Raw genomic sequence first — 20,009 nt, 5'->3', positions numbered from 1 at the left:
GGTTCAGAGCCGCTCCGTCGCGATCTTTCGCGCCTCTATTGAAAATTGCGCCCTTTGGGCATGACCTTCTCTGCCTTTCCCAATAGTTCCGTTTGCGCGATGCTGCCAGGCTGAGCCTCGTCTGCACTGCTCGACAGTCTGTCCGCAGGCCTTGCCTGCTCAAGCAGCACCGACAGCCACGGCGTCAGATCCTCGACCTTCTCGGCGACGATATGGATGACGTCCGATTCCGACTGCAATTTCCCGGTGACGCGGATGAGGCGCGCGCCCATGACGATGGGGCGGAAGCGGTCGAAGGTCCTTTCCCAGAAAATGATATTGGCAACCGCATTCTCGTCTTCCAGCGTCAGGAAGATCTCCTTGCCATTGCCCGGCCGCTGCCGCACCAGCACGAGGCCGGCGACCGAGACACGCCGGCCGTCCCGAACCTGACCGAGGCGCGCACTGGGCGTGACGCCGGAACGATCCAGCCTTTGACGCAGGAAGGCGACCGGGTGCGCCTTCAGCGACAGGCCAAGCGAGCGGTAGTCGTGGACGACGTGCTCGCCGAGCGGCATTGTCGGGAGCGTGGTTTGGGGCTCGAGGTCGCGAAAGCGGATCGCCGGCTGGTCGAACAGCGGCAGCTTTTCGGCGGCACTCTTGCCGTCGAGCGCGCGGACCGCCCATAGAGCGTCGCGACGGTTCAATCCAAGCGACCGGAAAGCGTCGGCCTGCGCCAGTTTTTCGATCTCGTCGACGTTGAGGCCCGAGCGCAGCCAGACGTCGCGTACGGATGCATAGCCGGCGCCGCGCCTCGACACAAACGCTTCCATGCGCTCCTTCGACAGGCCCTTGACCTGGCGAAAGCCGAGCCGGACGGCATGGCTGGTCCGGATGACGCCGCGCATCTGGGCATGGCGGTCAAGGATACGATCCGGATCGAAAGGCGATTTCTCCAAGGCGCAATCCCAGCCGGAAAAATTGACGTCGACCTCGCGGATCTCGACGCCGTGGTCATGCGCGTCGCGGACAAGCTGGGCCGGCTGGTAAAACCCCATCGGCTGGGAATTCAGGATCGCGGCGCAGAACAGGTCGGGATAGAAGGTCTTGAACCAGCAGGAGGCATAGACCAGCAGGGCGAAGGAGGCGGCGTGGCTCTCGGGAAAGCCGTATTCGCCAAAACCCTCGATCTGCTTGAAGCAGCGCTCGGCGAAGTCTTTTTCGTAGCCCTTGGCGACCATGCCGTCGACCATTCTCTTGCGGTAATTGCCGATCGTGCCGGTGCGCTTGAATGTCGCCATGGCGCGGCGCAGTTCATCGGCCTCGCCCGGCCTGAAGCCGCCAGCAACGATGGCGATCTTCATCGCCTGCTCCTGGAACAGCGGCACGCCCAGCGTCCTGCCGAGTATTTTTTCCAGTTCCGGCTTGGGATATTCGGGTTTTTCCTTGCCTTGCCGGCGGCGCAGATAAGGGTGGACCATGTCGCCTTGGATCGGGCCGGGCCGCACGATCGCCACCTCGATGACGAGGTCGTAAAAGCTTTTCGGCCGCAGCCGCGGCAGCATCGACATTTGCGCGCGCGATTCGATCTGGAAGACGCCGATCGTGTCGGCACGGCAGATCATGTCGTAGACATGCCTGTCCTCGGCAGGCAGAGTGGCCAGCACATAGGGCAGGCCGTACGCGTCCCGCGCCTGCGGATAATGATCCTGGAGCAGGGTGAAGGCGCGCTGCAGGCAGGTCAGCATGCCGAGCGCCAGCACGTCCACTTTAAGGATTTTCACCGCGTCGAGATCGTCCTTGTCCCACTCGACCATCTTGCGCTCGTCCATCGCCGTCTTGACGATGGGCACGATCTCGTCGAGCCGGTCCCGGGTGATGACAAAACCGCCGACATGCTGCGACAAATGACGGGGAAAGCCCATGATCTCGTTGGCGCATTCGATCACATGCCTTGTCGATGGATCGGTCCGATCGAGGCCGCCGGCCTTTGTCTCCTTTTCGCCGAGCTCCGAGGTCGACCAGCCCCAGATCGAACTGGACAGCGCGCCCCGGACGTCGTCCGACAGGCCCATCGCCTTGGCCACTTCCCGCATCGCCGAGCGGCCCCGGTAGCTGACGACGGCGGCGGCCAGCGCGGTGCGCTTGGTGCTGTATTTGGAATAGATGTACTGGATGACCTCCTCGCGCTTTTCATGCTCGAAATCGACGTCGATGTCGGGCGGCTCGTTTCTTTCCTCGGAAATGAAGCGCTCGAAAAGCGTTTCGATCTTGTCCGGGCCGACTTCGGTGATGCCAATGCAGAAGCAGACGATCGAGTTGGCGGCAGAGCCGCGCCCCTGGCAGAGAATGTTCTGGCTGCGGGCGAATTTGACGATGTCGTGGACAGTCAGGAAATAGCGCGCGTAGTTCAGACGCTCGATCAGAGCGAGCTCCTCCTCGATGCGCTGCGTCACAAAAGCGGGCACGCCCGAGGGGTAGCGGATGGCGGCTCCCTCCTTGGCCAGCCTTTCCAGTTCGGCCTGCGGCCCAAGACCCGATTCCGTCGGCTCGTCGGGATAGTTGTATTGCAGGTCACTGAGCGAGAAGGTCAGCTCGCCGGCAAAACGCAGCGTTTCCGCCAGCGCTTGCGGATGCCTGCGGAAAAGCCGTGCCATCTCCAGCGGCGGCTTTAAGTGACGCTCGGCATTGGCCGCCAGCTCCAGCCCCACCTCGGCGACGGGCACATTGAGGCGGATCGCCGTCAGCACGTCCTGCAGCGGGCGCCGTTCCGACGTATGGTAGAGAACATCGTTGGTCGCCATCAACGGGATGCCGGCCAGATCCGCCATCGCCGCCGCCTGCTCGATACGGAAGCGGTCGTTGCCGCGGTAATCCGGCGAAACCGCAAGCCGCAGGTTTTCACCGAAACGATCCCTGAGCCGGCTAAGGAGTGCGAGGCTGGTTTCCGCGTCCGCCGACACATCTGGCAGTATGGCGAGCGACAGGAGATCGCCCCATTCGAGAAGATCGCTCTGTTTGAGGAGCGTCGCCCCTTTTTCGTTCTCGTCACGCAGATTGGCCTGCGTCAGCATGCGGCAGAGATGACCCCAACCCTTGCGATCCTGCGGGTAGGCGAGGATGTCCGGCGTGCCGTCGCAAAAAACCAGGCGGCAGCCGGGATGATAGGAAACACCCTCCACCTTGGCCTGCTGCCAGGCGCGCACCACGCCCGCCACCGTGTTGCGGTCGGCGAGACCGATCCCCGAAAACCCCAGGAATTTTGCCGCGACCACCAGCTCCTCCGGTTTCGAGGCACCGCGCAGAAACGAGAAGTTCGACTGGATGCCGAATTCGGCATAGGGGTTGGCCGTCAGCGCATTCATGCGAAGATCCCATGCATGAACCAGCGCGGCGAGGGCTGCGAGGCGCCGTAAAGCCCCTGGCGATAGAGCCAGTAACGGCGGCCGTCGGCATCCTCGATGCGGAAATAATCCCGGGTCGGGGCATCTTCTCGTCCCGCCGCCCCTCGCCACCATTCCGGCGCGATGCGCTCCGGCCCTTCGGCGCGCGCGACCCGATAGAGCGCGCGCCGCCAGCGGAAGTTCAAAGGCGGGCCTTCCGGCATTTCGGTGGCCGGCACCTCGATCGGCTCGGGCGAACGGAAAAGCCGGATCGGCCGTTCCGGCTGGAAGACGGTCGTGGGAGCGTCCTTCGCCTTGTCCGGCTGCTTCGGCGGCGAGCTTCTCTGCGGCGCCTCCGTGAAGGGAAGGGTGGCGACGGCGCGCTCCGGCAAATGGCTCTCGACGGCGACCGGCTTCAAGACCGCGCCTTCGCCGAGCCGGGCGCGAATGCGGTCGGCAAAAAGCGCGATATCGGCACCGTCGTCGCTCGTCTCGCCGGCAAGGTCGGCCTGCTGCATGTCGAAGGCGGCGGCGGTCAGCACCGAAAGGCGCACGAGATCGAAGCCATAGCCGGCGTCGATATCCTGTTCGAGCGCGGCAAGCCTTTCATGGAACAATTTCTGGATCAGCCGCGGCTCGCGCAGAGGCCGCGAGGTGCCGACGGCGATGCGGCTGACGCCGCCATCGACGCGGAAAAGCAGCAGCGCCAGCCGCCTTGCGCCCTCGCCGCGACGCTCGAGGTCGCTCTTCAAGGTGGTCGCCAGCATGCCGGTCAGCCGCTCGATGTCCTCGGTCAGCATGATCGGCTCGGCAAGGTGACGCTCGACCGAAAGCGGTGCCACCGGCAGGCGCGGCGACACGGCCTCCTCGAGGCGGCCAAGCGCCTGGTCGAGGCGCAAGAGCAGCGATGCGCCGAAGCGGCGGGCCAGCGGCGCGCGCGGTGCCGCCATGACGGCGCCCGCCGTGCGCAGGCCGACGCTTTCGAGGCTGGCGCGTACCTCCGGGTCGATGCGCAGCGCCGCCAGCGGCAAGGGCGCGAGAAGCGCTTCCTCCCCACCATCGGGCACGATGCGGTCGCCAGCAAACCGCGCCGCCGCCCAGGCAGCACCAGGCGTGGCGGCAAGCCCGGCGCGGACATCGAAGCCCTGATGGAAAAAACGCGACAGGATATCATCCAGCATCGAGCGTTCGCCGCCGAAAAGATGGGTGCAGCCGGTGACGTCGAGATAGAGGCCGTCGGTCCCGTCAAGCGCCACCAGCGGGGTGTAGCGGTCGCACCAGTCGGCGAGGCCTTCGAGCAGGCGCCGGTCGGCCTCCGGATCGGCCTCCACGATGTCGATCGAGGGATGCATGGCGCGTGCGTCGGCTATGCCCATGCCGCGCTTCAGATTAAGCGCCTCGGCCCGTTCGTCGAGGGCGGCGATGCGCTGGGTGTTCCCTTGGCGATGGCTGATCACCAGCGGCAGGTGATCCGACGGCCGGGAACGCCAGGACCGCCCCAGACGCTGCCGCAAGATCCTCTCGGCGGCGAGATGCGGAAACCACAAGGATAGGATTCTTTGGCCGTTCTGGGGCCCATTCCTGAGACCTTCCTTGCTCGCCCCGTCTTTCTTCGAATATGCGTTCATCGGGGTTCCACTCCAGTGTGAATTTTCCGGGCAAGGCCGTGCGGCTCTTGCCGATGGCGACGGTGAAGGCGGGCCGGCCGATCGAGCCGGCGAGCGGCCCGGCAAGCGTCTTACGCGTTGCCGCCGGTGCCGCCGACAGGATGAGGCGGACGGGCGCTGCCGTCGGTTCGGGCTCGCCGGCCTGGCGCAGCAGGAACAGCGGCCGGCCCGCACTCTGCGCGCGGGCGTGCAGCCGCCGCGTCGCGGTGAGGTCAAGCCGCTGCGGGCTGCCGCGGATTTCGAGGATGACGGCGGCCAGCGCCGTCATCCGGGCAGCCTCCTCGGCGATCCACAGCGCATCGAGCAGCCTTGGCGCCTCGGAAAACAGCAATTGCTCCGGCTCGATGCCGAAGAAGGCGTGAAGCCCCCTGGCATAGGGAAAGCCGGCCTCGCGGAAAACCTCGGATGTGCCGATCCACAGCACCGGCAATCGCGGCCCCTGGCTGAGGATCAGGCTGACGAGCGACAAGGCAAAACCGGCAACGGCCCCGGCATCGCGGGTCGCGGCGCCATGAAACTCGCTCACCGCCGCCTTCGGCAGGCCGCCGCTCAGCGCAGCATCGAGGCGCTCGGCGCCGGTGCGCAAAAACGCATCGGGCGGCGCCACGGCGAGGCCGCGCCGGACAATGGTCAGATTCCGAGCGGGTGTCGGATGCCGAGAGGGTGTCAGACTCTGACGAGGGACATCCGCGTCAAACGACGAACTGGCCGGCGCCTCCAGGCGCTCGGGCAAGGTCCCTTCGATCTTCGCGATCTGGCGGCGCAGGGCAAAAACAGTCTCCCGCGCCACGGCGCTTGTCGCCATGACGGTCAGCTTCCACTCACAATTGTTCCTGTTATGTTCTTATAGATTCCAGAGGGAGGATGAAGAGTCAAGCGGAGTCATGGGGAATTTATTCCTGCCCGATTTTAGCGGGCCGTTCACGAAACAGGAACTTCCCGTGAATTATCGACCCGGCCGCTTCCGGGCCATCCCTAAAACCAGCCAGACGATCATGACGCCTATGATGGCGCCGACAAGCATCCGAAGCAGGCTGACCAACTCGGAATTCCTGCCGAGATAACTGGTCAAGACCACCAGCACCAAAAGAAGCAGTGCGCCAAACACTCCACAAATTGTAGCGCTTCTGACGAATTGGTTGCTGAATGGCATTTGAACACTCGACTCTGACAGAACGATGGAGGTTCGGCTTCGGGTATGGCGGCGTCCATCATCTCGCAAAGGCCACCCCTAGACCAGAGCGGATGACAGATTGCGCCCTTGAATCTGCCGCGTCATTTGCCGAGTCCGGCCTGAAAGCCTATATGCCGGGATCAAAGGACAAAGCATGGCTCGCATCTACCAAACACGCATCTGGCACGACCAGCTTTCGCCAACGATGGAGGAAATCGAGCTCTTGGCGCTGGAGGCCTATGCCCATCTGCCGGAGGAGTTTCGCAAGCTGACCGGCGAGATCGTCATTCAGATCGCCGAATTCCCGACCGACGAGATCATGGACGACCTTTCGCTGGAAACGCCCTTCGACCTGCTCGGCCTGTTCGAGGGGCGCGGCATCGCCGAGCGCTGGAACCCGCAGACCGGCGAGGGGCCGAACCGCATCACGCTCTATCGCCGCGCCATCCTCGACTATTGGGCCGAGAACGAGGAAACGCTGGGCGACATCGTCACCCACGTGCTGATCCACGAGATCGGCCACCATTTCGGCCTGTCGGACGACGATATGGAGAAGATCGAGGAAGCGGCTGAATAGCACTCAGATGACAGAAGCAGAATTTGCCGATCTGATCGATTGCAATTGGCCGTATCACGACATTTCACTGAGCCGGGAACTGATCGAATCCGCAGTGAGGATTTCGCCGAATGCCGCGTTCTTAGCACTTAGCGAGCTTTGCCATCTGCCCGCAAGTGCTGCCGTCGAGCCCGCCATTCTCCTAGCTCTGGTCGACTTTTGGCTATCCGAAGTCGACCACCCGGTGGCATCTCTGACTGCAGAATGCGCGATCTCCTTGATCGAACGCAAGCGACTGCCGGTTCCCGAGATACTTAGGAAGATGGGTTACGTCTCCGGTTATCCCGGCCTGCTTGCAGCGCTATCGATACTCTATTTCAGCTGCGATGACGTCGACGGGCTCGCAGACGCGCGGCTCAACGAAATCAGAGCCGTCTGGGAAAGGCTGCCGTAGCCGGTAGCACCCTACCAATCGCTGAGCTTGGTGTCGGGGCCGTATTCCTGGCCCTCGATATCCTTCACCACCGCCTGGCCGCAGCGCATGGTCTTGGCCTCCTTGTCATAGGCATAGGTCGGCGAGCCGAACAGGTGCCAGCCCTTGTTCAGCGCCGCCGTCACCTTGTGGCAGAAGCTGGCATCGTCCGGGCCGGACAGAAAGCGGTAGAGTTTCATTCTTCAATCCTGTCGTCAGTTACGTTAGTCATGCGCGAACAGCGGCGGCCTTCGCCAGCAGTTTTTCGGCCTGCGCCAGATGCAGCCGCTCGACCATCTTGCCGTTCAGCGCAACTACCGCCCTACCGATATTTTCGGCGAGCGCGAAGGCATCCTTGACCGCGCGCGCCTCGGCTATTGCTTCGGGCGACGGTGCAAAGGCGCGGTTCGCGGCTTCGATCTGGGCCGGATGGATCAGCGACTTGCCGTCAAAACCCATGGCGGCCGCTTCCGTGCACTCGCGCGCAAACCCGTCCATATCGCGAAAATCATTGAAGACGCCATCGAGCAGGTCGAGGCCGCCGGCACGCGCGGCGAGCACCATTTGCATCAGCCATGGAACGAGATAGCGCCGATCGGGCGTGGCGAGAATTCCGGTGTCCTTGACCAGGTCGTTCGTTCCGGCAACGAAACAAGCCAGTCGAGAGGCCGGATCGCGGCCCAGCTCGGCAATCGGCCCGATATTGAGCAGCGCCTTGGGCGTCTCGATCATCGCCCACAGCTTGACTTCGTCGGCGATAAAATTGTCGTCGAGCACGTCGCCGGCCTCGAGAATGTCGCGCGGCGTGTCGACCTTGGGCAGCAGGATGGCGTCGGGCGTGCATTTTGCCGCGGCCAGCAGGTCGGCGCCGCCCCATTCGCTCGACAGCGCATTGATGCGCACCACCATCTCGCAGCGCCGGTTGGAACGGCCGGCGAAAATCGCCGCCAGTTTTTCGCGCGCGGAAGACTTGTCGGCCGGGGCGACGGCGTCCTCGAGATCGATGACGACGGTATCGCAGGCCAGCGATTGGATCTTGGCCAGCGCCTTGTCGTTCGAAGCCGGGACGTAAAGCACCGAGCGGCGCGGGCGGTAGCTTTCGCTGGTCATCTCCGATCTATGCCGTCTGCAGCCGGCCGAGGCAAGCCGTGCATAAAAACTGCACGCAATTTCGGAAAATCTCCTCGTCTCCGCCCCGCTTGCCACCCGACCGGATGCGACAAGGGCGGCATGCAAGAGCAAACGAACTCCCGTTGGTCCCTGCCGTACCGGCTTCGCCGCGAAAGCTGGTGGCTCGTCGATCCGCCCCGGACTTCGGTAAACCTCCTCCCTTTCGTCCGGAAATCCCCGCCCACCGGCCGCATCAAAGCCGCCGAGAAAGCCCGATCATGATAGTATTCCTCTCGGCGGCGCCGAGCTATTGCAACCGCTTCGGCGTTGCCGTCCTGCTCGCCGCGCTGGCCGATTTTTTCTTCTATGGCCAACCGGCGGGCATCACGCTTTTCCTGTTCGGCGTTGCGATTGCCGCAGCGAGCATGGCTGTCCATCCTCTCGGCGCCTTCAACGATGGCAGGTTCTGGTTCAAGCCGGTTGCGCTGTTTATGGCGCTGCTGCCGCTTGTGGAAAATGTCAGCGCACTGTCCGTCTCGATCGCGCTGGCGGCGACGGCCATCTTCGCGCTTTCACTGGTCGGACGGTTGCGGCGCGGCCTTGCCCGTATTGCCGGCCAACTCTCGCTGTTCCTGCTTGCAACGCCATTTCGGCTCGTCCTTGATTTCTTCCGCTGGCGCAGGGCGGCGCGGCGGCTTGGCCGGCGGCGCGTGCGCCTTGCGGCGATCGCCGTCTGGGTCATGCCGCTGGGCCTCGGCGCAGTGTTCCTCGCGCTGTTCGGCGCCGCCAATCCGGTCATCGAATATTGGTTCTCGCTGATCGACCTGATGGCACTGCTCGAACTCGTCCAGCTGCCACGTCTCGCCTTCTGGCTGTTCGTGCTTGCCTGCGTCTGGGCCTTTCTGCGGCCGCGCCTGCCGCGCTTTCTCCGCCGCCGCAGGGTGTCGCCAGCCAGCGCACCGGCGACGCCGGCCACCAGGACCACCATCGAGGACATCGTCTTCGGCAAGGCCGCTATCCTCCGCGCGCTCGTCGTCTTCAACATCCTGTTCGCGGTGCAGAGCGCACTCGACGCCACCTATCTGTGGGGCGGCATCGCGCTTCCCGACGGGCTGACCTATGCCGCCTACGCGCATCGCGGCGCCTATCCGCTGATCGTCACGGCGCTGCTGGCCGCCGGCTTCGTGCTGGCGGCGCTGCGGCCGGGAAGTGCGACCTCCGGCGATCCGCTCATCCGCCGGCTGGTTTATGCCTGGGTGGCGCAGAACATCCTCCTGGTGATCTCGTCGATCCTGCGGCTCGATCTCTATATCGGTATCTATGCGCTGACCTATTGGCGTGTCGCTGCGTTCGTCTGGATGGGGCTGGTGGCGGCGGGCCTTGTCCTGATCATGGCCCGCATCGCGCGCGAAAAGTCCAACGAATGGCTGCTTTCCGCCAATCTTCTGACGCTATCGGCGACGCTCTATGCCTGCTCGTTCATCAACTTTGCCGCGCTGATCGCCAACTACAATGTCGACCATTGCTTCGAAATGACCGGCCAAGGCACCCAGCTCGACGTCTGGTACCTGCGCTCGCTCGGGCCCGGCGCCTTGCCGGCGGTCGATCGCTTCGTCCAGCACCAGAGCAGGACGGTTTCCGCGGAGGATGCCTCCATCCGCGAACTCGCCGGCTGGTATGCACAGGACGAAGCACGCTTCCGCGCCGGCCAGGAAAACTGGCGGGGCTGGAGCTTTCGTGACTGGCGGCTCAACCGCGCCCTCGACAGGCGTGGCCCGTTCGTGGTTCCTCCGATGTCCGAACCCTTCATGCCGGGCCGCTGATTTGATGCCGCACCACATACTGGTCGCCGACGACGACCCGCACATTCGCGAAATCATCTGCTTCGCGCTGGAAAAGGCCGGCATGAAAACGCTGGCGGTGCCGGACGGCGCGGCTGCCTTGCAGGCGATAGAGCGCCATGCGCCCGATCTCGTCGTGCTCGACATCGGCATGCCGGAAATGGACGGGCTGGAAGTGTGCCGGCGGCTGCGCCACACATCCGACCTGCCGGTGCTGTTCCTGTCCGCGCGGGATGAAGAGATCGACCGCGTCCTCGGGCTGGAGATGGGCGGCGATGATTATGTCACCAAGCCGTTCAGCCCGCGCGAGCTGGTCGCCCGCGTCAACGTCATTCTGCGCCGCGCGCGGCCCACGCCGGAACCAGCCGACGACCGGCAATTCTCGCATGGCAGACTGTTGCTGGTTCCGGCAAGCCATACAGCCAGCTTCGACGGCAAGCCGCTGGCGCTGACGTCGATCGAATTCGCGATCCTGAAAGGCTTTTTGGCGCGGCCGGCGTATGTGCTTGGCCGCGACATGGTGATGGCCAACGCCTATGCGGCCAATATCCATGTCGCAGACCGCACCGTCGACAGCCATATCCGCAATATCCGCGCCAAGCTAGCGGCCGTCGGCTGCGTCGATGCGATCGAGACCGTGCACGGCGTCGGTTTTCGGCTGGGCGGATGCGGCGCGTGAGCGCCCAAGGACTGATTGGCAGCAAATGGCGGCCTCGCCTCGCCACGGTCGTCATCGCCATCCTGATCATGGTGATGGCGCTGCCGCTGGCCGGCCTGTTTTTCTTCCGGCTCTACGAGAACCAGCTGATCCGGCAGACCGAGGCCGAGCTGATCGCCCAAGGCGCCGCCCTTGGCGCGATCTATGCGCAAGAGGTTCGCGAGGCCGGCATTGCCCCGGAAAAGCTAGGCGCACCCGTGCCTTCACCCAACACCAGCGATCGGGCCTCTCCCTACCAGCCGATCGAACCGGGCCTCGATCTTGCGTCCGACGGGATCCTGCCGACCCGGCCCGCGGCCACCGCGGCCAGCGCCGATCCCGCCTTCGCTTCAATCGGCGCACGCCTGTCGGGCATTCTTGCCGAGACGCAGAAGACCACGCTCGCCGGCTTCCGGCTGCTCGATCCCAGAGGCGTGGTCATCGCCGGCCGTGAGGAGGCCGGCCTGTCGCTCGCGGCTGTCGAAGAGGTTCGCGCAGCGCTTGCCGGCCGCTACGCCAGCGCGCTCAGGCTGCGGGTTCCCGACCAGCCGTCGCCGCCGCTCTATTCGGTCAGCCGCGGCACCAAGGTTCGCGTCTTTGTCGCCATGCCGGTTGCGGTCTCCGGCAAGGTCGCCGGCGTCGTCTATCTGTCGCGGACGCCGAACAACATCGTCAAGCATCTCTATGGCGAGCGCGGCAAGGTGGCGCTGGCGGCAATCGCCATCCTCGGCGGCGCGCTGCTGATCGGGCTGGTCTTCCTGCGCGCCGTCAGCCGTCCGATCTATGCGCTGATGGAACGCACGAAACGCATCGCCGCCGGCGACCGCGCGGCGATCAGGCCGCTCGATCACCACGGCACGCGCGAAATGGGTGAACTCTCTGCTGCTTTCCTCGACATGGCCGAAAAGCTGCACGCACGCTCCGACGGCATCCAGACCTTTGCCACCCACGTCTCGCACGAGCTCAAATCGCCGCTGACGGCGATCCAGGGGGCCGCCGAACTGCTGCGCGATTCAGGCAGCGCGATGGACGAGGCCGAGCGGCGGCGGTTTTCGGACAATATCGTCACCGATGCCGGCCGGCTCAATCTGCTGGTGCGCCGCCTGCTCGACCTGGCGCGCGCCGAAAATCTCGAGCCCAGCGGCGAAAGCACGTCGCTCACTGCTGCGCTGGCGCTGCTGCCGGCCGACGACAGGCTGGCGGTGCGCGTCGAGGCGGGCACCGAGATCGGGCTGCGCATATCGGCCGAAAACGCGGCGATCGTGCTGGCCAATCTCATCGACAATTCGGCGCGGCACGGCACGACGCTGGTATCGGTCACAGCCGCAAAAGCAGACGGCAAGGCCACCATCGTGGTCGCTGACGACGGCGCCGGCATCTCGCCCAGCAACCGAGGCCGCATCTTCGAGCCGTTCTTCACCACGCGCCGCGATTCCGGCGGCACCGGCATGGGCCTCGGCATCGTGCTGGCCCTCCTGAAAGCGCATGATGGCACGATCCGGCTGGTTGACTCGGCGAGCGGCACGCGCTTCGAGATCATCCTGCCGGCGGCGTGACTCGGCGGTTCAGATCGGAAGGGCCAAAAGGTGCATTACGACATCGTCATCATCGGCGGAGCCATCGTCGGCTCCTCGGTCGCCTATTATCTGCGCGAGGAAGGGTTTTCGGGCTCGATCGCGCTTGTCGAGCGCGACCCGCAATTTTCCCGCGCCGCGACCACGCTGTCCTGCGCCTCCATCCGCCAGCAGTTCTCGATCCCGGAAAACATCCGGCTGTCGCAATTCACGCTGAAACTGTTCCGGCGGCTCAGGGAAGAGTTTGGCGCGGACGCCGATATCGGCTTTCGCGAAGGCGGCTACCTCATCCTTGCCGGCGAGAACGGGCTGCCGATCCTGCGGGCCAACCACGAGGCGCAGATGGCCGAGGGCGCCGACATCGTGCTCGAGGATGCCGAGGCGCTCGTCCGCCGCTTTCCGTGGCTGTCGGTCGAGGGCATTTCCGCCGGCGCCTATGGCCGCAGCGGCGAAGGCTGGTTCGACGCGCATGCGATGCTGATGCTGTTCCGCAAGGCACTGCGAAGCAAGAACATCGATTTCATCACAGCGTCGGTGACCGGTATCGAGCGGCAGGGGAAGCGCGTCGCCGGTGTGACCCTCGACAATGGCGAGCGGCTCGAGGCCGGCACCGTCGTTAACGCCGCCGGGCCGAATGCCGGCAAGTTGGCAGCAATGGCCGGGCTGGCGCTGCCGGTGGAGCCGCGCAAGCGCAATGTCTTCGTCTTCGAGGCGCGCGAAAAATATGACGACATGCCGCTGCTGGTCGACCCGAGCGGCATCTATGTCCGGCCGGAGGGCTCGGTCTACATCACCGGCGGCGCCGAGCCGGAAGAGGGCGAAGGACCGGCCGACCCCGCCGACTTCGACCCCGACTGGCCGCTGTTCGAAGAGGTGATCTGGCCGGTGCTGGCGACCCGCATTCCGGCCTTCGAGGCGATCAAGCCGACGCGCGCCTGGGTCGGCCATTACGACTACAATACGCTCGACCAGAACGCGGTGATCGGCCCGCACCCGGAGGTCGGCAATTTCCTCTTCGCCAACGGTTTTTCCGGCCACGGCTTGCAGCAGGCTCCGGCGGTCGGCAAGGCGCTGGCCGAACTGATCGTGCATGGCGGCTATCGCACGGTGGATTGCTCGGCGTTCGGGTACAGCCGGATCGCCGACGGGCGGCCGTTTCGGGAATTGAATGTAATTTAACGCTGGCGCGAAGGGATGCTACCGTTGCTTGGTGGATTGAGCCGCCACCAAGCCGCCCGTACCAAGATACGCCTGAAGCCAGCCCAGCACCCGGGCCCAGCCTTCGGCATGCTTCGTTGCGGCAGCAGCGAGGCCGGCGAAGCCGCCATGGCAGATGGTGACGCGTGTGCCGCCGGCGATCGGCTCCAGCAGCCAGGCGACTTTGGTTTCGCGGCGGCCAAGCGTCGGATGGTCCCAGTCGTATCTCCGCGTCTGCACGATCCGGCGCGGCTCTTCGATCTCCAGGAATTCGCCGCTGGCGGGCAGGTGTCTGCCGGCCGCCGTCTCGACGGTGACGCTCCAGCGGCCGCCGACGCGGAGGTCGGCCGCCCATCCGGTCATCCGGTAGGTCCTGGCGGACCCCCACCAGCGCTCGACCTCGCGTGTAACGAGCGCGTCAAATATCCGCTCGGGCGGCGCGCGAACATCGACGCTCGCCATGACGGTCTCGCCATTGGTCATGCTGTGCACCGCGGAACCGTGCATCACCTGTCCTCCAGAAACGTTTCGCTATCGAAACAACCTCAAGCCTTCGACGCCGGGCGCGACAGGCCTTTGCCGGTTTCGAGCAGGCTCTTCAGGCTGGACAGGATGAGCGGCCAGCCGTTCGCCACATGGCCAAGCAGCTTGTGCGGTCCATCGGCTTCGTGTGTGATGGCGAGCTTCATCATCTCGCCCTCCTGCTCGAGGGCGAAGGTGCAGCGTGTGTAGCCGTCCGCCTTGACCTCGGGCATGAACTCGTTGCGCCATTTGAGCACGATGCGCTTGGGTGGATCGATCTCGAGGACCTCGCCGCTGTCGGTGACCCGGCCGTCGGTGTAAACCATCTTCCACGCCGAACCTTGTTTCCAGTCGCTTAGCATCTGAGCGCCGAGGAAATATTGCCGCTGGAACTCCGGCGCGGTCAGTGCTTGCCAGAGTTTTTCGGGCGAAGTGCGGATGTAGGTGACATAAACGAAAATGTTGCTCATCAGTCTTCCCTTTCGAGACGTTTCTTCAAATCGCCGAGGGCGCCCAGTCGCCCCCCGCTCGAATTTGCCGATCCAGCGTTCGGCGATCTCGTTGATGGGAACGGGATTCAGATAATGTTGCTTCTCGCGTCCCTTGCGGATGGTGGCGACGAGGTTTGCTTCTTCCAGGATCGCCAGATGCTTGGTCACCGCCTGGCGCGTCATGTCCATCTCACCGCACAGCGCGTTCAGCGTCTGCCCGTTCCTGGCATGAAGGCTGTCCAGCAATCGCCGGCGTGTCGGGTCGGCCAAGGCGCGAAAGACAGCATCCATGCTCATGACTCTAATATGCAACCATTTGGTTGCATGTCAAGAGGCAGAATGCGCGGGTTGAGGTCGCTGGGAGTGGATTTCAGCGCTTGCGGCCGAACCAGAATGCGTTGGGCATGCGCTCCATGCCGATACGCTCATAGAAGCCGACGGCGTCGGGTATGGAGATCAGGCTGATGGCAACGGAAGGTCCGAGTTGCCGGCGTGCCTCATCCATCAGGCCCTTGCCGATACCCAGCCCTTGCGCCGATGCAGAAACAGCGAGCTCGGAGATATAGCAGACCCAGGAAAAGTCGGTGATGCCGCGAGCGACACCAACCAGCGGCTTGCCCGGTGCATCGATGCGCGCGGTGAGCACCAGGTCGGCACTCGTGAGCATCGCCTTCAAACGGGCATGATCATCGACGGGCCGTGTCTCGCCGAGGCCGGATTCCACCAGAACGCGGCGGAACTCGGCGATGCCGAGGCCCGGTTCGCTGGCGTAAAGGATCGTGGATCGCGTTGTCATGTCGACAAAAGTGCACCATGGGCAGGTGGTTTTGAAGCTGTTTTGTACCGATTTTGTGTTTCGATCGACGACGGAAGTCCAAAAACAGCCGTCTTTTATTTGCCCGCGGCATTGTGTAAACCGGGCGCCAGCAATTCCCCGCAACGAGAAGAAGACGGGCAAGAACCATGGAAAAATTCACCAAGCTCACCGGTGTCGCCGCGCCGATGCCGATCGTCAATGTCGACACTGACATGATCATCCCCAAGGATTATCTCAAGACGATCAAGCGCACCGGGCTCGGCACCGGCCTGTTCGCCGAAATGCGTTACAAGGACGACGGCTCGGAAAACCCGGACTTCGTGCTCAACAAGCCGGCCTACCGCAAGGCGCAGATCCTGGTCGCCGGCGACAATTTCGGCTGCGGTTCGAGCCGGGAACATGCGCCGTGGGCGCTGCTCGATTTCGGCATCCGCTGCGTCATCTCGACCTCGTTCGCCGACATTTTCTACAACAACTGCTTCAAGAACGGCATCTTGCCGATCACCGTCAGCGCGGAAGACCTGGAGAAGCTGATGGACGATGCCTCGCGCGGTTCCAACGCGACGCTGTCGGTCGATCTCGAAGCCAAGGAAATTCGCGGGCCGGACGGGGGCGTGGTCAAGTTCGACCTCGACGAATTCAAGCGCCACTGCCTGCTCAACGGGCTCGACGATATCGGTCTGACCATGGAGAAGGCCGGCGCCATCGCTTCGTTCGAGAAGAAGAACGCTGCTGAGCGCCCCTGGGCCTGAGCGGTACGATGACCTGGCCGCGACAGGCCGGGTTCGTGGCGGCTGAACGGAGGGAACAGTCATGACACGTTCGCTTCTTGCCGGGGCCTGCGCGCTGGCGTGGATTCTGATGCCGGTGGCAGGCGCGCATGCACAGACCGACGTGGTGCTCGTGCCGGCTGACGATGCGTCCGGCGGGGCCGCCGACCAGGGCGCGTTGAGCAATGCGGCCCTAGCCGATAATGACAAACAGGCGCCGATGCCGTTCGAGGGCGGCCAACTGACTATCACCCAGGAGGAAGAGTACGGGGAACGGGTGCTCGCCTTCGACGGCAAGGAACTGGCGCGCAATTACGACGTCTTCTTCGACAAGATCGTCGAGGTCGGCGGCGTCAAGGTGGCGCTGGTCGATGTCGGCGACGGCGGCAATCAATGCGGCCCGGCCAAGGTGATCGTGTGGAAGCCGGAAGGCGGCACGATCCAGACGACCACGGTCGAGCAGGATGAATGCGGCGCGCCGCCGGCCGCGATCTCCGACAGCGCCATCTATTTCGTGCCCTATCTGCTGCCGGGTGATTCCAAGCCGGCGCTGCAATGGTCGCCGACGGACGGACTGACGACGTCCGGTAATCTGACCTACATGCCGGAGCCGGGCACCGACTGGAAAGACATCGATCCGTCGAAATACGACAACATCATTGATGCCTTCCACAACGAGGCCGTCTACAGGCTAGCCGAGACGCTGCTCGGCAAGGACATGCCCGACATCGCGACCAGCCTGCTGGTCGGCGGCGGTACTGAGGAGACCGCTTCAGGCGCCTTTTTTGCCAGCGGCTGCGTGCCGCATGATTGCGGCGGCAATGACGGCTTCATGGCCGTTGACCCGGTCAACCAGAAGCTCTATTTCGCCCGCCGCGGCGACAAGCCCGAGCCGGACGCGTGGCCAGCGGTAAGTACATGGCCGGCCGACGTCAAGGAAGCGCTGGACAAGGCGCTGGGGTCGGCGAATTAGATCGTTCTGCCGCGATCCTTCGCGCGCCCCGGACATCTCCCCACTTGGGGGGAGATCGGCCGTCACCGCCGCTTTCGCCAAACCGCCTACGCTGCAAAAAAGGAGGACCTATGCGAAAACTGATCTCCACCGGTTCGCCCTTCGAGAACACCGCCGGCTATTCGCGCGCCGTGGTGCAGGGCGACTGGTGTTTCGTGTCCGGAACGACCGGCTACGATTATGCGACCATGTCGATGCCGGAGACCGTAGAGGCACAAACGCGCAATTGCCTGGCGACGATCGCCAAGGCGCTCGGGGACGGCGGCTTCGAGATGGCCGATGTGGTGCGGGCACATTACTATATCACCGATGCGGCTTTCGTGGATGTGGTGTTCCCGATCCTCGGCGAGGCCTTTGGCGAGATCAGGCCGGCGGCAACGATGATCGTGTGTCAGCTCAACAAGCCGGAGATGAAGATCGAGATCGAGGTGACGGCGCTGCGGCGCACAGCCTGATGCCTGTCACGGTTGCGACAACGACACGGTCAGCACGAGGATCGGCCCATGGTGAAGGTCAGGCGCATCGTTGCAAACATAGACACGCAGGATATCGCGGCGGCAAAACCTTTCTATCAGGATGTGCTCGGCCTCGATCTCAAGATGGATATGGGCTGGATCGCTACCTACGGCTCGCAAGAGACGATGTCCGTGCAGGTCAGTTTCATGGCCGAAGGGGGATCAGGAACGCCGGTGCCGGACATCTCTATCGAAGTCGACGACATCGATGACGCGCTTGAAAGCATGAGAAAGGCCGGCTTTGCCATCGAATACGGTCCGGCGGACGAACCCTGGGGCGTGCGGCGCTTCTTCGTACGCGACCCGTTCGGCAGGCTGGTCAATATCCTTTCGCACCGGTAGCGACACCGGGCGGCAAAGCGCGGGCTTGCGCAGAACCCGCTTGGCCTTTAGCAAGGCCGCGTTCATGCGCTAAACGATTGGGACGGTTCTCATGGCTTCGAAAAATCTTCTCCTGCTTGCCGGCGACGGTATCGGCCCCGAGGCGATGGCCGAGGTGAAGAAATTGATCGCCGCCATGAACGACAGCCTCGACAGCGATTTCGCCACCGATGAGGGCCTGGTCGGCGGTTGCGCCTATGATGAGCATGGCGCGGCGATTTCCGATGCCGACATGGCCAAGGCGATGGCGGCGGACGCGGTGCTGTTCGGTGCCGTCGGCGGGCCGAAATGGGATGCGGTGCCCTATGAGGTGCGGCCCGAGGCCGGTCTCTTGCGCCTGCGCAAGGACATGGAGCTGTTCGCCAATCTCAGGCCGGCAATCTGCTATCCGGCGCTGGCGGCGTCCTCCTCGCTCAAGCAGGAGGTGGTCGAGGGTCTCGATATCCTCATCGTGCGCGAGCTCACCGGCGGCGTCTATTTCGGCGAGCCGAAGCAGATCATCGATCTCGGCAACGGCCAGAAGCGCGGCATCGACACCCAGGTTTACGACACGTTCGAGATCGAGCGCATTTCGGGCGTTGCCTTCGAGTTGGCACGCACGCGCAAAAACCACGTCACCTCGATGGAAAAGCGCAATGTGATGAAATCAGGCGTGCTGTGGAACGAGGTCGTCACCCAGACGCACAAGGCGCGCTATGCCGACGTCAAGCTCGATCACATGTTGGCCGATGCCGGGGGCATGCAGCTGGTGCGCTGGCCGAAGCAGTTCGACGTCATCGTCACCGACAATCTGTTCGGCGACATGCTGTCCGACATCGCCGCCATGCTGACCGGCTCGATCGGCATGCTGCCGTCGGCCTCGCTAGGCGCACCTGATGTCAAGACCAAGAAGCGCAAGGCGCTCTACGAGCCGGTGCACGGCTCGGCGCCCGACATCGCCGGCAAGGGTATCGCCAATCCGATCGCCATGATCGCCTCCTTCGCCATGTGCATGCGCTATTCCTTCGGCATGGTTGAAGAGGCCGACCGGCTGGAAGGCGCGATCGCCGCCGTGCTCGATCAGGGCTTGCGCACCAGGGATATTCATTCGCCGGGGATGACCGAAGTCGGCACCGCTGAGATGGGCGATGCGATCATCGCCAAGTTTCTGGGCTGATCCTATGGCGGTCGACGTCCGCTGGGCGACGACCGGAGATGCGGCGGCACTCGCCGCCATGCTTTGCGAAATGGCGGTGCATTACCGGCAGCCGCCACTCGACGCCAGCCAAGCGTTGTCGGCGGCACAGAAATGGCTTGGCGACGAAAGTCCGGCCTATCCGCATTTTGCGCTCGCCTTCGTCGATGGTGAAGTTTGCGGGCTGGCCTCGGTTGCGATCGCGCATCCCGGCATCGATCTCGAGCGGCTGCTGTTCCTCAAGGACCTATTCGTACGCGATGATGCCCGCAATGGCGGTGTCGGTCGAGCGCTGATGGCATTCCTCGCCGGCAATTGCATGCGCGAAGGCATCGGCCGTATCGATCTGACCACGGAGGACTGCAACGAAGGCGCGCTGCGCTTCTATGCCCAATTTGGTGCCGAGCGTCACGAGCAGAAGGTCTTTCTCAGGTTATCCGGCGAGGCGCTGCTGGCGATCGCGGCTGGTTCCTCGACGCGATCTTGGAAGCCCTAAATTGGAGATTGGCCGAAACATCTCCCCCTTCGTCATCCTGGGGCGAAGCAAGGAGCGAAGCGACGCGGCGCAGACCCCAGGATCCATATGTGGACGGCGCCCTGCCTGCAACGGTTGTTTTGCGTCGTTTTCGATCGCTTGCGTCCATATGTCCGGCCTTTGAGCACGGTCCTTGCGGCCG

The 20,009-nt window shown here is 63.9% G+C and carries 19 protein-coding genes and 2 pseudogenes; 12 read left to right on the top strand and 9 right to left on the bottom strand.

Annotation, left to right across the window (positions count from 1 at the left end; all coding sequences use genetic code 11):
- Positions 1 to 35: 35 nt before the first annotated feature.
- Genes NKJ91_RS29420 through NKJ91_RS29410 form a run of 3 tightly spaced genes read right to left on the bottom strand, consistent with a single transcriptional unit; the run spans position 36 to position 5,834 of the window.
- Entirely contained in the window at positions 36 to 3,344 is a 3,309-nt protein-coding gene (locus NKJ91_RS29420; RefSeq protein ID WP_352458334.1) for an error-prone DNA polymerase, read from the bottom strand.
- Entirely contained in the window at positions 3,341 to 4,819 is a 1,479-nt protein-coding gene (locus NKJ91_RS29415) for a DUF6504 family protein (protein WP_352458333.1), read from the bottom strand. Before NKJ91_RS29415 ends, NKJ91_RS29420 begins: the two co-directional genes overlap by 4 nt.
- Entirely contained in the window at positions 4,752 to 5,834 is a 1,083-nt protein-coding gene (locus NKJ91_RS29410) for an ImuA family protein (RefSeq protein WP_352458332.1), read from the bottom strand. The genes NKJ91_RS29415 and NKJ91_RS29410 overlap by 68 nt, the downstream gene beginning before the upstream one ends.
- 523 nt (positions 5,835 to 6,357) lie before the next feature.
- Here NKJ91_RS29410 and NKJ91_RS29405 point away from each other — a divergent pair.
- The gene (locus NKJ91_RS29405; RefSeq protein ID WP_023721935.1) at positions 6,358 to 6,780 is read left to right on the top strand and encodes a metallopeptidase family protein; all 423 of its coding nucleotides are present in this window, start codon (positions 6,358 to 6,360) and stop codon (positions 6,778 to 6,780) included.
- Positions 6,781 to 6,787: 7 nt separating this feature from the next.
- Complete coding sequence (locus NKJ91_RS29400; protein WP_352458331.1) at positions 6,788 to 7,213, top strand: hypothetical protein; 426 nt, start codon at positions 6,788 to 6,790, stop codon at positions 7,211 to 7,213.
- An 11-nt stretch (positions 7,214 to 7,224) separates the two neighbouring features.
- Here the strand turns inward: NKJ91_RS29400 and NKJ91_RS29395 are convergent, their stop codons facing one another.
- Complete coding sequence (locus NKJ91_RS29395; protein WP_352458330.1) at positions 7,225 to 7,431, bottom strand: DUF1737 domain-containing protein; 207 nt, start codon at positions 7,429 to 7,431, stop codon at positions 7,225 to 7,227.
- A 28-nt stretch (positions 7,432 to 7,459) separates the two neighbouring features.
- Positions 7,460 to 8,341 (bottom strand): HpcH/HpaI aldolase/citrate lyase family protein, encoded by an 882-nt coding sequence (locus NKJ91_RS29390; protein ID WP_352458329.1) that lies wholly within the window; start codon positions 8,339 to 8,341, stop codon positions 7,460 to 7,462.
- 278 nt (positions 8,342 to 8,619) lie between these two features.
- On the opposite strand from NKJ91_RS29390, the gene NKJ91_RS29385 reads away from it, so the two are divergent.
- From NKJ91_RS29385 to NKJ91_RS29370, 4 genes are read left to right on the top strand one after another with little or no spacing between them, the layout of a single operon-like run.
- On the top strand, positions 8,620 to 10,164 hold the full coding sequence (locus NKJ91_RS29385; protein ID WP_352458328.1) for a DUF4153 domain-containing protein: 1,545 nt from the start codon (positions 8,620 to 8,622) through the stop codon (positions 10,162 to 10,164).
- Positions 10,165 to 10,168: 4 nt separating this feature from the next.
- A complete protein-coding gene (locus tag NKJ91_RS29380) occupies positions 10,169 to 10,861 on the top strand; it encodes a response regulator transcription factor (protein ID WP_352450230.1) in 693 nt (230 codons plus the stop codon).
- Entirely contained in the window at positions 10,849 to 12,435 is a 1,587-nt protein-coding gene (locus tag NKJ91_RS29375; protein ID WP_352450229.1) for an ATP-binding protein, read from the top strand. Before NKJ91_RS29380 ends, NKJ91_RS29375 begins: the two co-directional genes overlap by 13 nt.
- Positions 12,436 to 12,465: 30 nt before the next feature.
- Complete coding sequence (locus tag NKJ91_RS29370) at positions 12,466 to 13,632, top strand: NAD(P)/FAD-dependent oxidoreductase (protein WP_352458327.1); 1,167 nt, start codon at positions 12,466 to 12,468, stop codon at positions 13,630 to 13,632.
- 18 nt (positions 13,633 to 13,650) lie between these two features.
- Here the strand turns inward: NKJ91_RS29370 and NKJ91_RS29365 are convergent, their stop codons facing one another.
- The 4 genes and pseudogenes from NKJ91_RS29365 to NKJ91_RS29350 form a co-directional block, all read right to left on the bottom strand.
- Positions 13,651 to 14,157 carry an SRPBCC family protein gene (locus NKJ91_RS29365; protein ID WP_352458326.1) on the bottom strand — a complete coding sequence of 169 codons (507 nt, stop codon included), beginning with the start codon at positions 14,155 to 14,157 and terminating at the stop codon, positions 13,651 to 13,653.
- Between the two features lie 38 nt (positions 14,158 to 14,195).
- A pseudogene (locus NKJ91_RS29360) lies at positions 14,196 to 14,594 on the bottom strand (SRPBCC domain-containing protein); the annotation flags it as partial.
- Positions 14,595 to 14,641: 47 nt separating this feature from the next.
- Positions 14,642 to 14,954 (bottom strand): annotated as a pseudogene (locus tag NKJ91_RS29355) (ArsR/SmtB family transcription factor).
- Between the two features lie 79 nt (positions 14,955 to 15,033).
- On the bottom strand, positions 15,034 to 15,459 hold the full coding sequence (locus NKJ91_RS29350; protein ID WP_352450225.1) for a GNAT family N-acetyltransferase: 426 nt from the start codon (positions 15,457 to 15,459) through the stop codon (positions 15,034 to 15,036).
- 167 nt (positions 15,460 to 15,626) lie between these two features.
- Between NKJ91_RS29350 and leuD the strand changes: the two genes are divergently transcribed.
- The 6 genes from leuD (at position 15,627) to NKJ91_RS29320 (ending at position 19,828) form a co-directional block, all read left to right on the top strand.
- On the top strand, positions 15,627 to 16,232 hold the full coding sequence (gene leuD, locus NKJ91_RS29345; RefSeq protein ID WP_352450224.1) for a 3-isopropylmalate dehydratase small subunit: 606 nt from the start codon (positions 15,627 to 15,629) through the stop codon (positions 16,230 to 16,232).
- Between the two features lie 61 nt (positions 16,233 to 16,293).
- Positions 16,294 to 17,223, top strand: a complete 930-nt coding sequence (locus tag NKJ91_RS29340; RefSeq protein ID WP_352458325.1) for an Ivy family c-type lysozyme inhibitor — start codon at positions 16,294 to 16,296, stop codon at positions 17,221 to 17,223.
- Between the two features lie 110 nt (positions 17,224 to 17,333).
- On the top strand, positions 17,334 to 17,717 hold the full coding sequence (locus NKJ91_RS29335) for a RidA family protein (RefSeq protein ID WP_352458324.1): 384 nt from the start codon (positions 17,334 to 17,336) through the stop codon (positions 17,715 to 17,717).
- 51 nt (positions 17,718 to 17,768) lie between these two features.
- Entirely contained in the window at positions 17,769 to 18,119 is a 351-nt protein-coding gene (locus NKJ91_RS29330) for a VOC family protein (RefSeq protein ID WP_352458340.1), read from the top strand.
- A gap of 91 nt (positions 18,120 to 18,210) precedes the next feature.
- Complete coding sequence (gene leuB, locus NKJ91_RS29325; RefSeq protein WP_352458323.1) at positions 18,211 to 19,314, top strand: 3-isopropylmalate dehydrogenase; 1,104 nt, start codon at positions 18,211 to 18,213, stop codon at positions 19,312 to 19,314.
- A 4-nt stretch (positions 19,315 to 19,318) separates the two neighbouring features.
- Positions 19,319 to 19,828, top strand: a complete 510-nt coding sequence (locus NKJ91_RS29320) for a GNAT family N-acetyltransferase (RefSeq protein WP_352458322.1) — start codon at positions 19,319 to 19,321, stop codon at positions 19,826 to 19,828.
- Positions 19,829 to 20,009 lie beyond the last annotated feature (181 nt).

It is taken from the genome of Mesorhizobium sp. M0040 (genome assembly GCF_040323505.1).
GTDB lineage: Bacteria > Pseudomonadota > Alphaproteobacteria > Rhizobiales > Rhizobiaceae > Mesorhizobium.
This window is presented reverse-complemented; position numbering and strand designations above follow the sequence as displayed.

Bases quoted from the DNA above. Each gene is read 5' to 3' on its own strand.
- NKJ91_RS29320 (WP_352458322.1), top strand. From the start codon at position 19,319: ATGGCGGTCGACGTCCGCTGGGCGACGACCGGAGATGCGGCGGCACTC.
- NKJ91_RS29400 (WP_352458331.1), top strand. From the start codon at position 6,788: ATGACAGAAGCAGAATTTGCCGATCTGATCGATTGCAATTGGCCGTAT.
- NKJ91_RS29380 (WP_352450230.1), top strand. From the start codon at position 10,169: ATGCCGCACCACATACTGGTCGCCGACGACGACCCGCACATTCGCGAA.
- NKJ91_RS29395 (WP_352458330.1), bottom strand. From the start codon at position 7,431: ATGAAACTCTACCGCTTTCTGTCCGGCCCGGACGATGCCAGCTTCTGC.
- NKJ91_RS29350 (WP_352450225.1), bottom strand. From the start codon at position 15,459: ATGACAACGCGATCCACGATCCTTTACGCCAGCGAACCGGGCCTCGGC.
- NKJ91_RS29365 (WP_352458326.1), bottom strand. From the start codon at position 14,157: ATGCACGGTTCCGCGGTGCACAGCATGACCAATGGCGAGACCGTCATG.
- NKJ91_RS29405 (WP_023721935.1), top strand. From the start codon at position 6,358: ATGGCTCGCATCTACCAAACACGCATCTGGCACGACCAGCTTTCGCCA.
- NKJ91_RS29375 (WP_352450229.1), top strand. From the start codon at position 10,849: ATGCGGCGCGTGAGCGCCCAAGGACTGATTGGCAGCAAATGGCGGCCT.
- leuD (WP_352450224.1), top strand. From the start codon at position 15,627: ATGGAAAAATTCACCAAGCTCACCGGTGTCGCCGCGCCGATGCCGATC.
- NKJ91_RS29385 (WP_352458328.1), top strand. From the start codon at position 8,620: ATGATAGTATTCCTCTCGGCGGCGCCGAGCTATTGCAACCGCTTCGGC.
- NKJ91_RS29335 (WP_352458324.1), top strand. From the start codon at position 17,334: ATGCGAAAACTGATCTCCACCGGTTCGCCCTTCGAGAACACCGCCGGC.
- NKJ91_RS29340 (WP_352458325.1), top strand. From the start codon at position 16,294: ATGACACGTTCGCTTCTTGCCGGGGCCTGCGCGCTGGCGTGGATTCTG.
- NKJ91_RS29420 (WP_352458334.1), bottom strand. From the start codon at position 3,344: ATGAATGCGCTGACGGCCAACCCCTATGCCGAATTCGGCATCCAGTCG.
- NKJ91_RS29390 (WP_352458329.1), bottom strand. From the start codon at position 8,341: ATGACCAGCGAAAGCTACCGCCCGCGCCGCTCGGTGCTTTACGTCCCG.
- leuB (WP_352458323.1), top strand. From the start codon at position 18,211: ATGGCTTCGAAAAATCTTCTCCTGCTTGCCGGCGACGGTATCGGCCCC.
- NKJ91_RS29410 (WP_352458332.1), bottom strand. From the start codon at position 5,834: ATGGCGACAAGCGCCGTGGCGCGGGAGACTGTTTTTGCCCTGCGCCGC.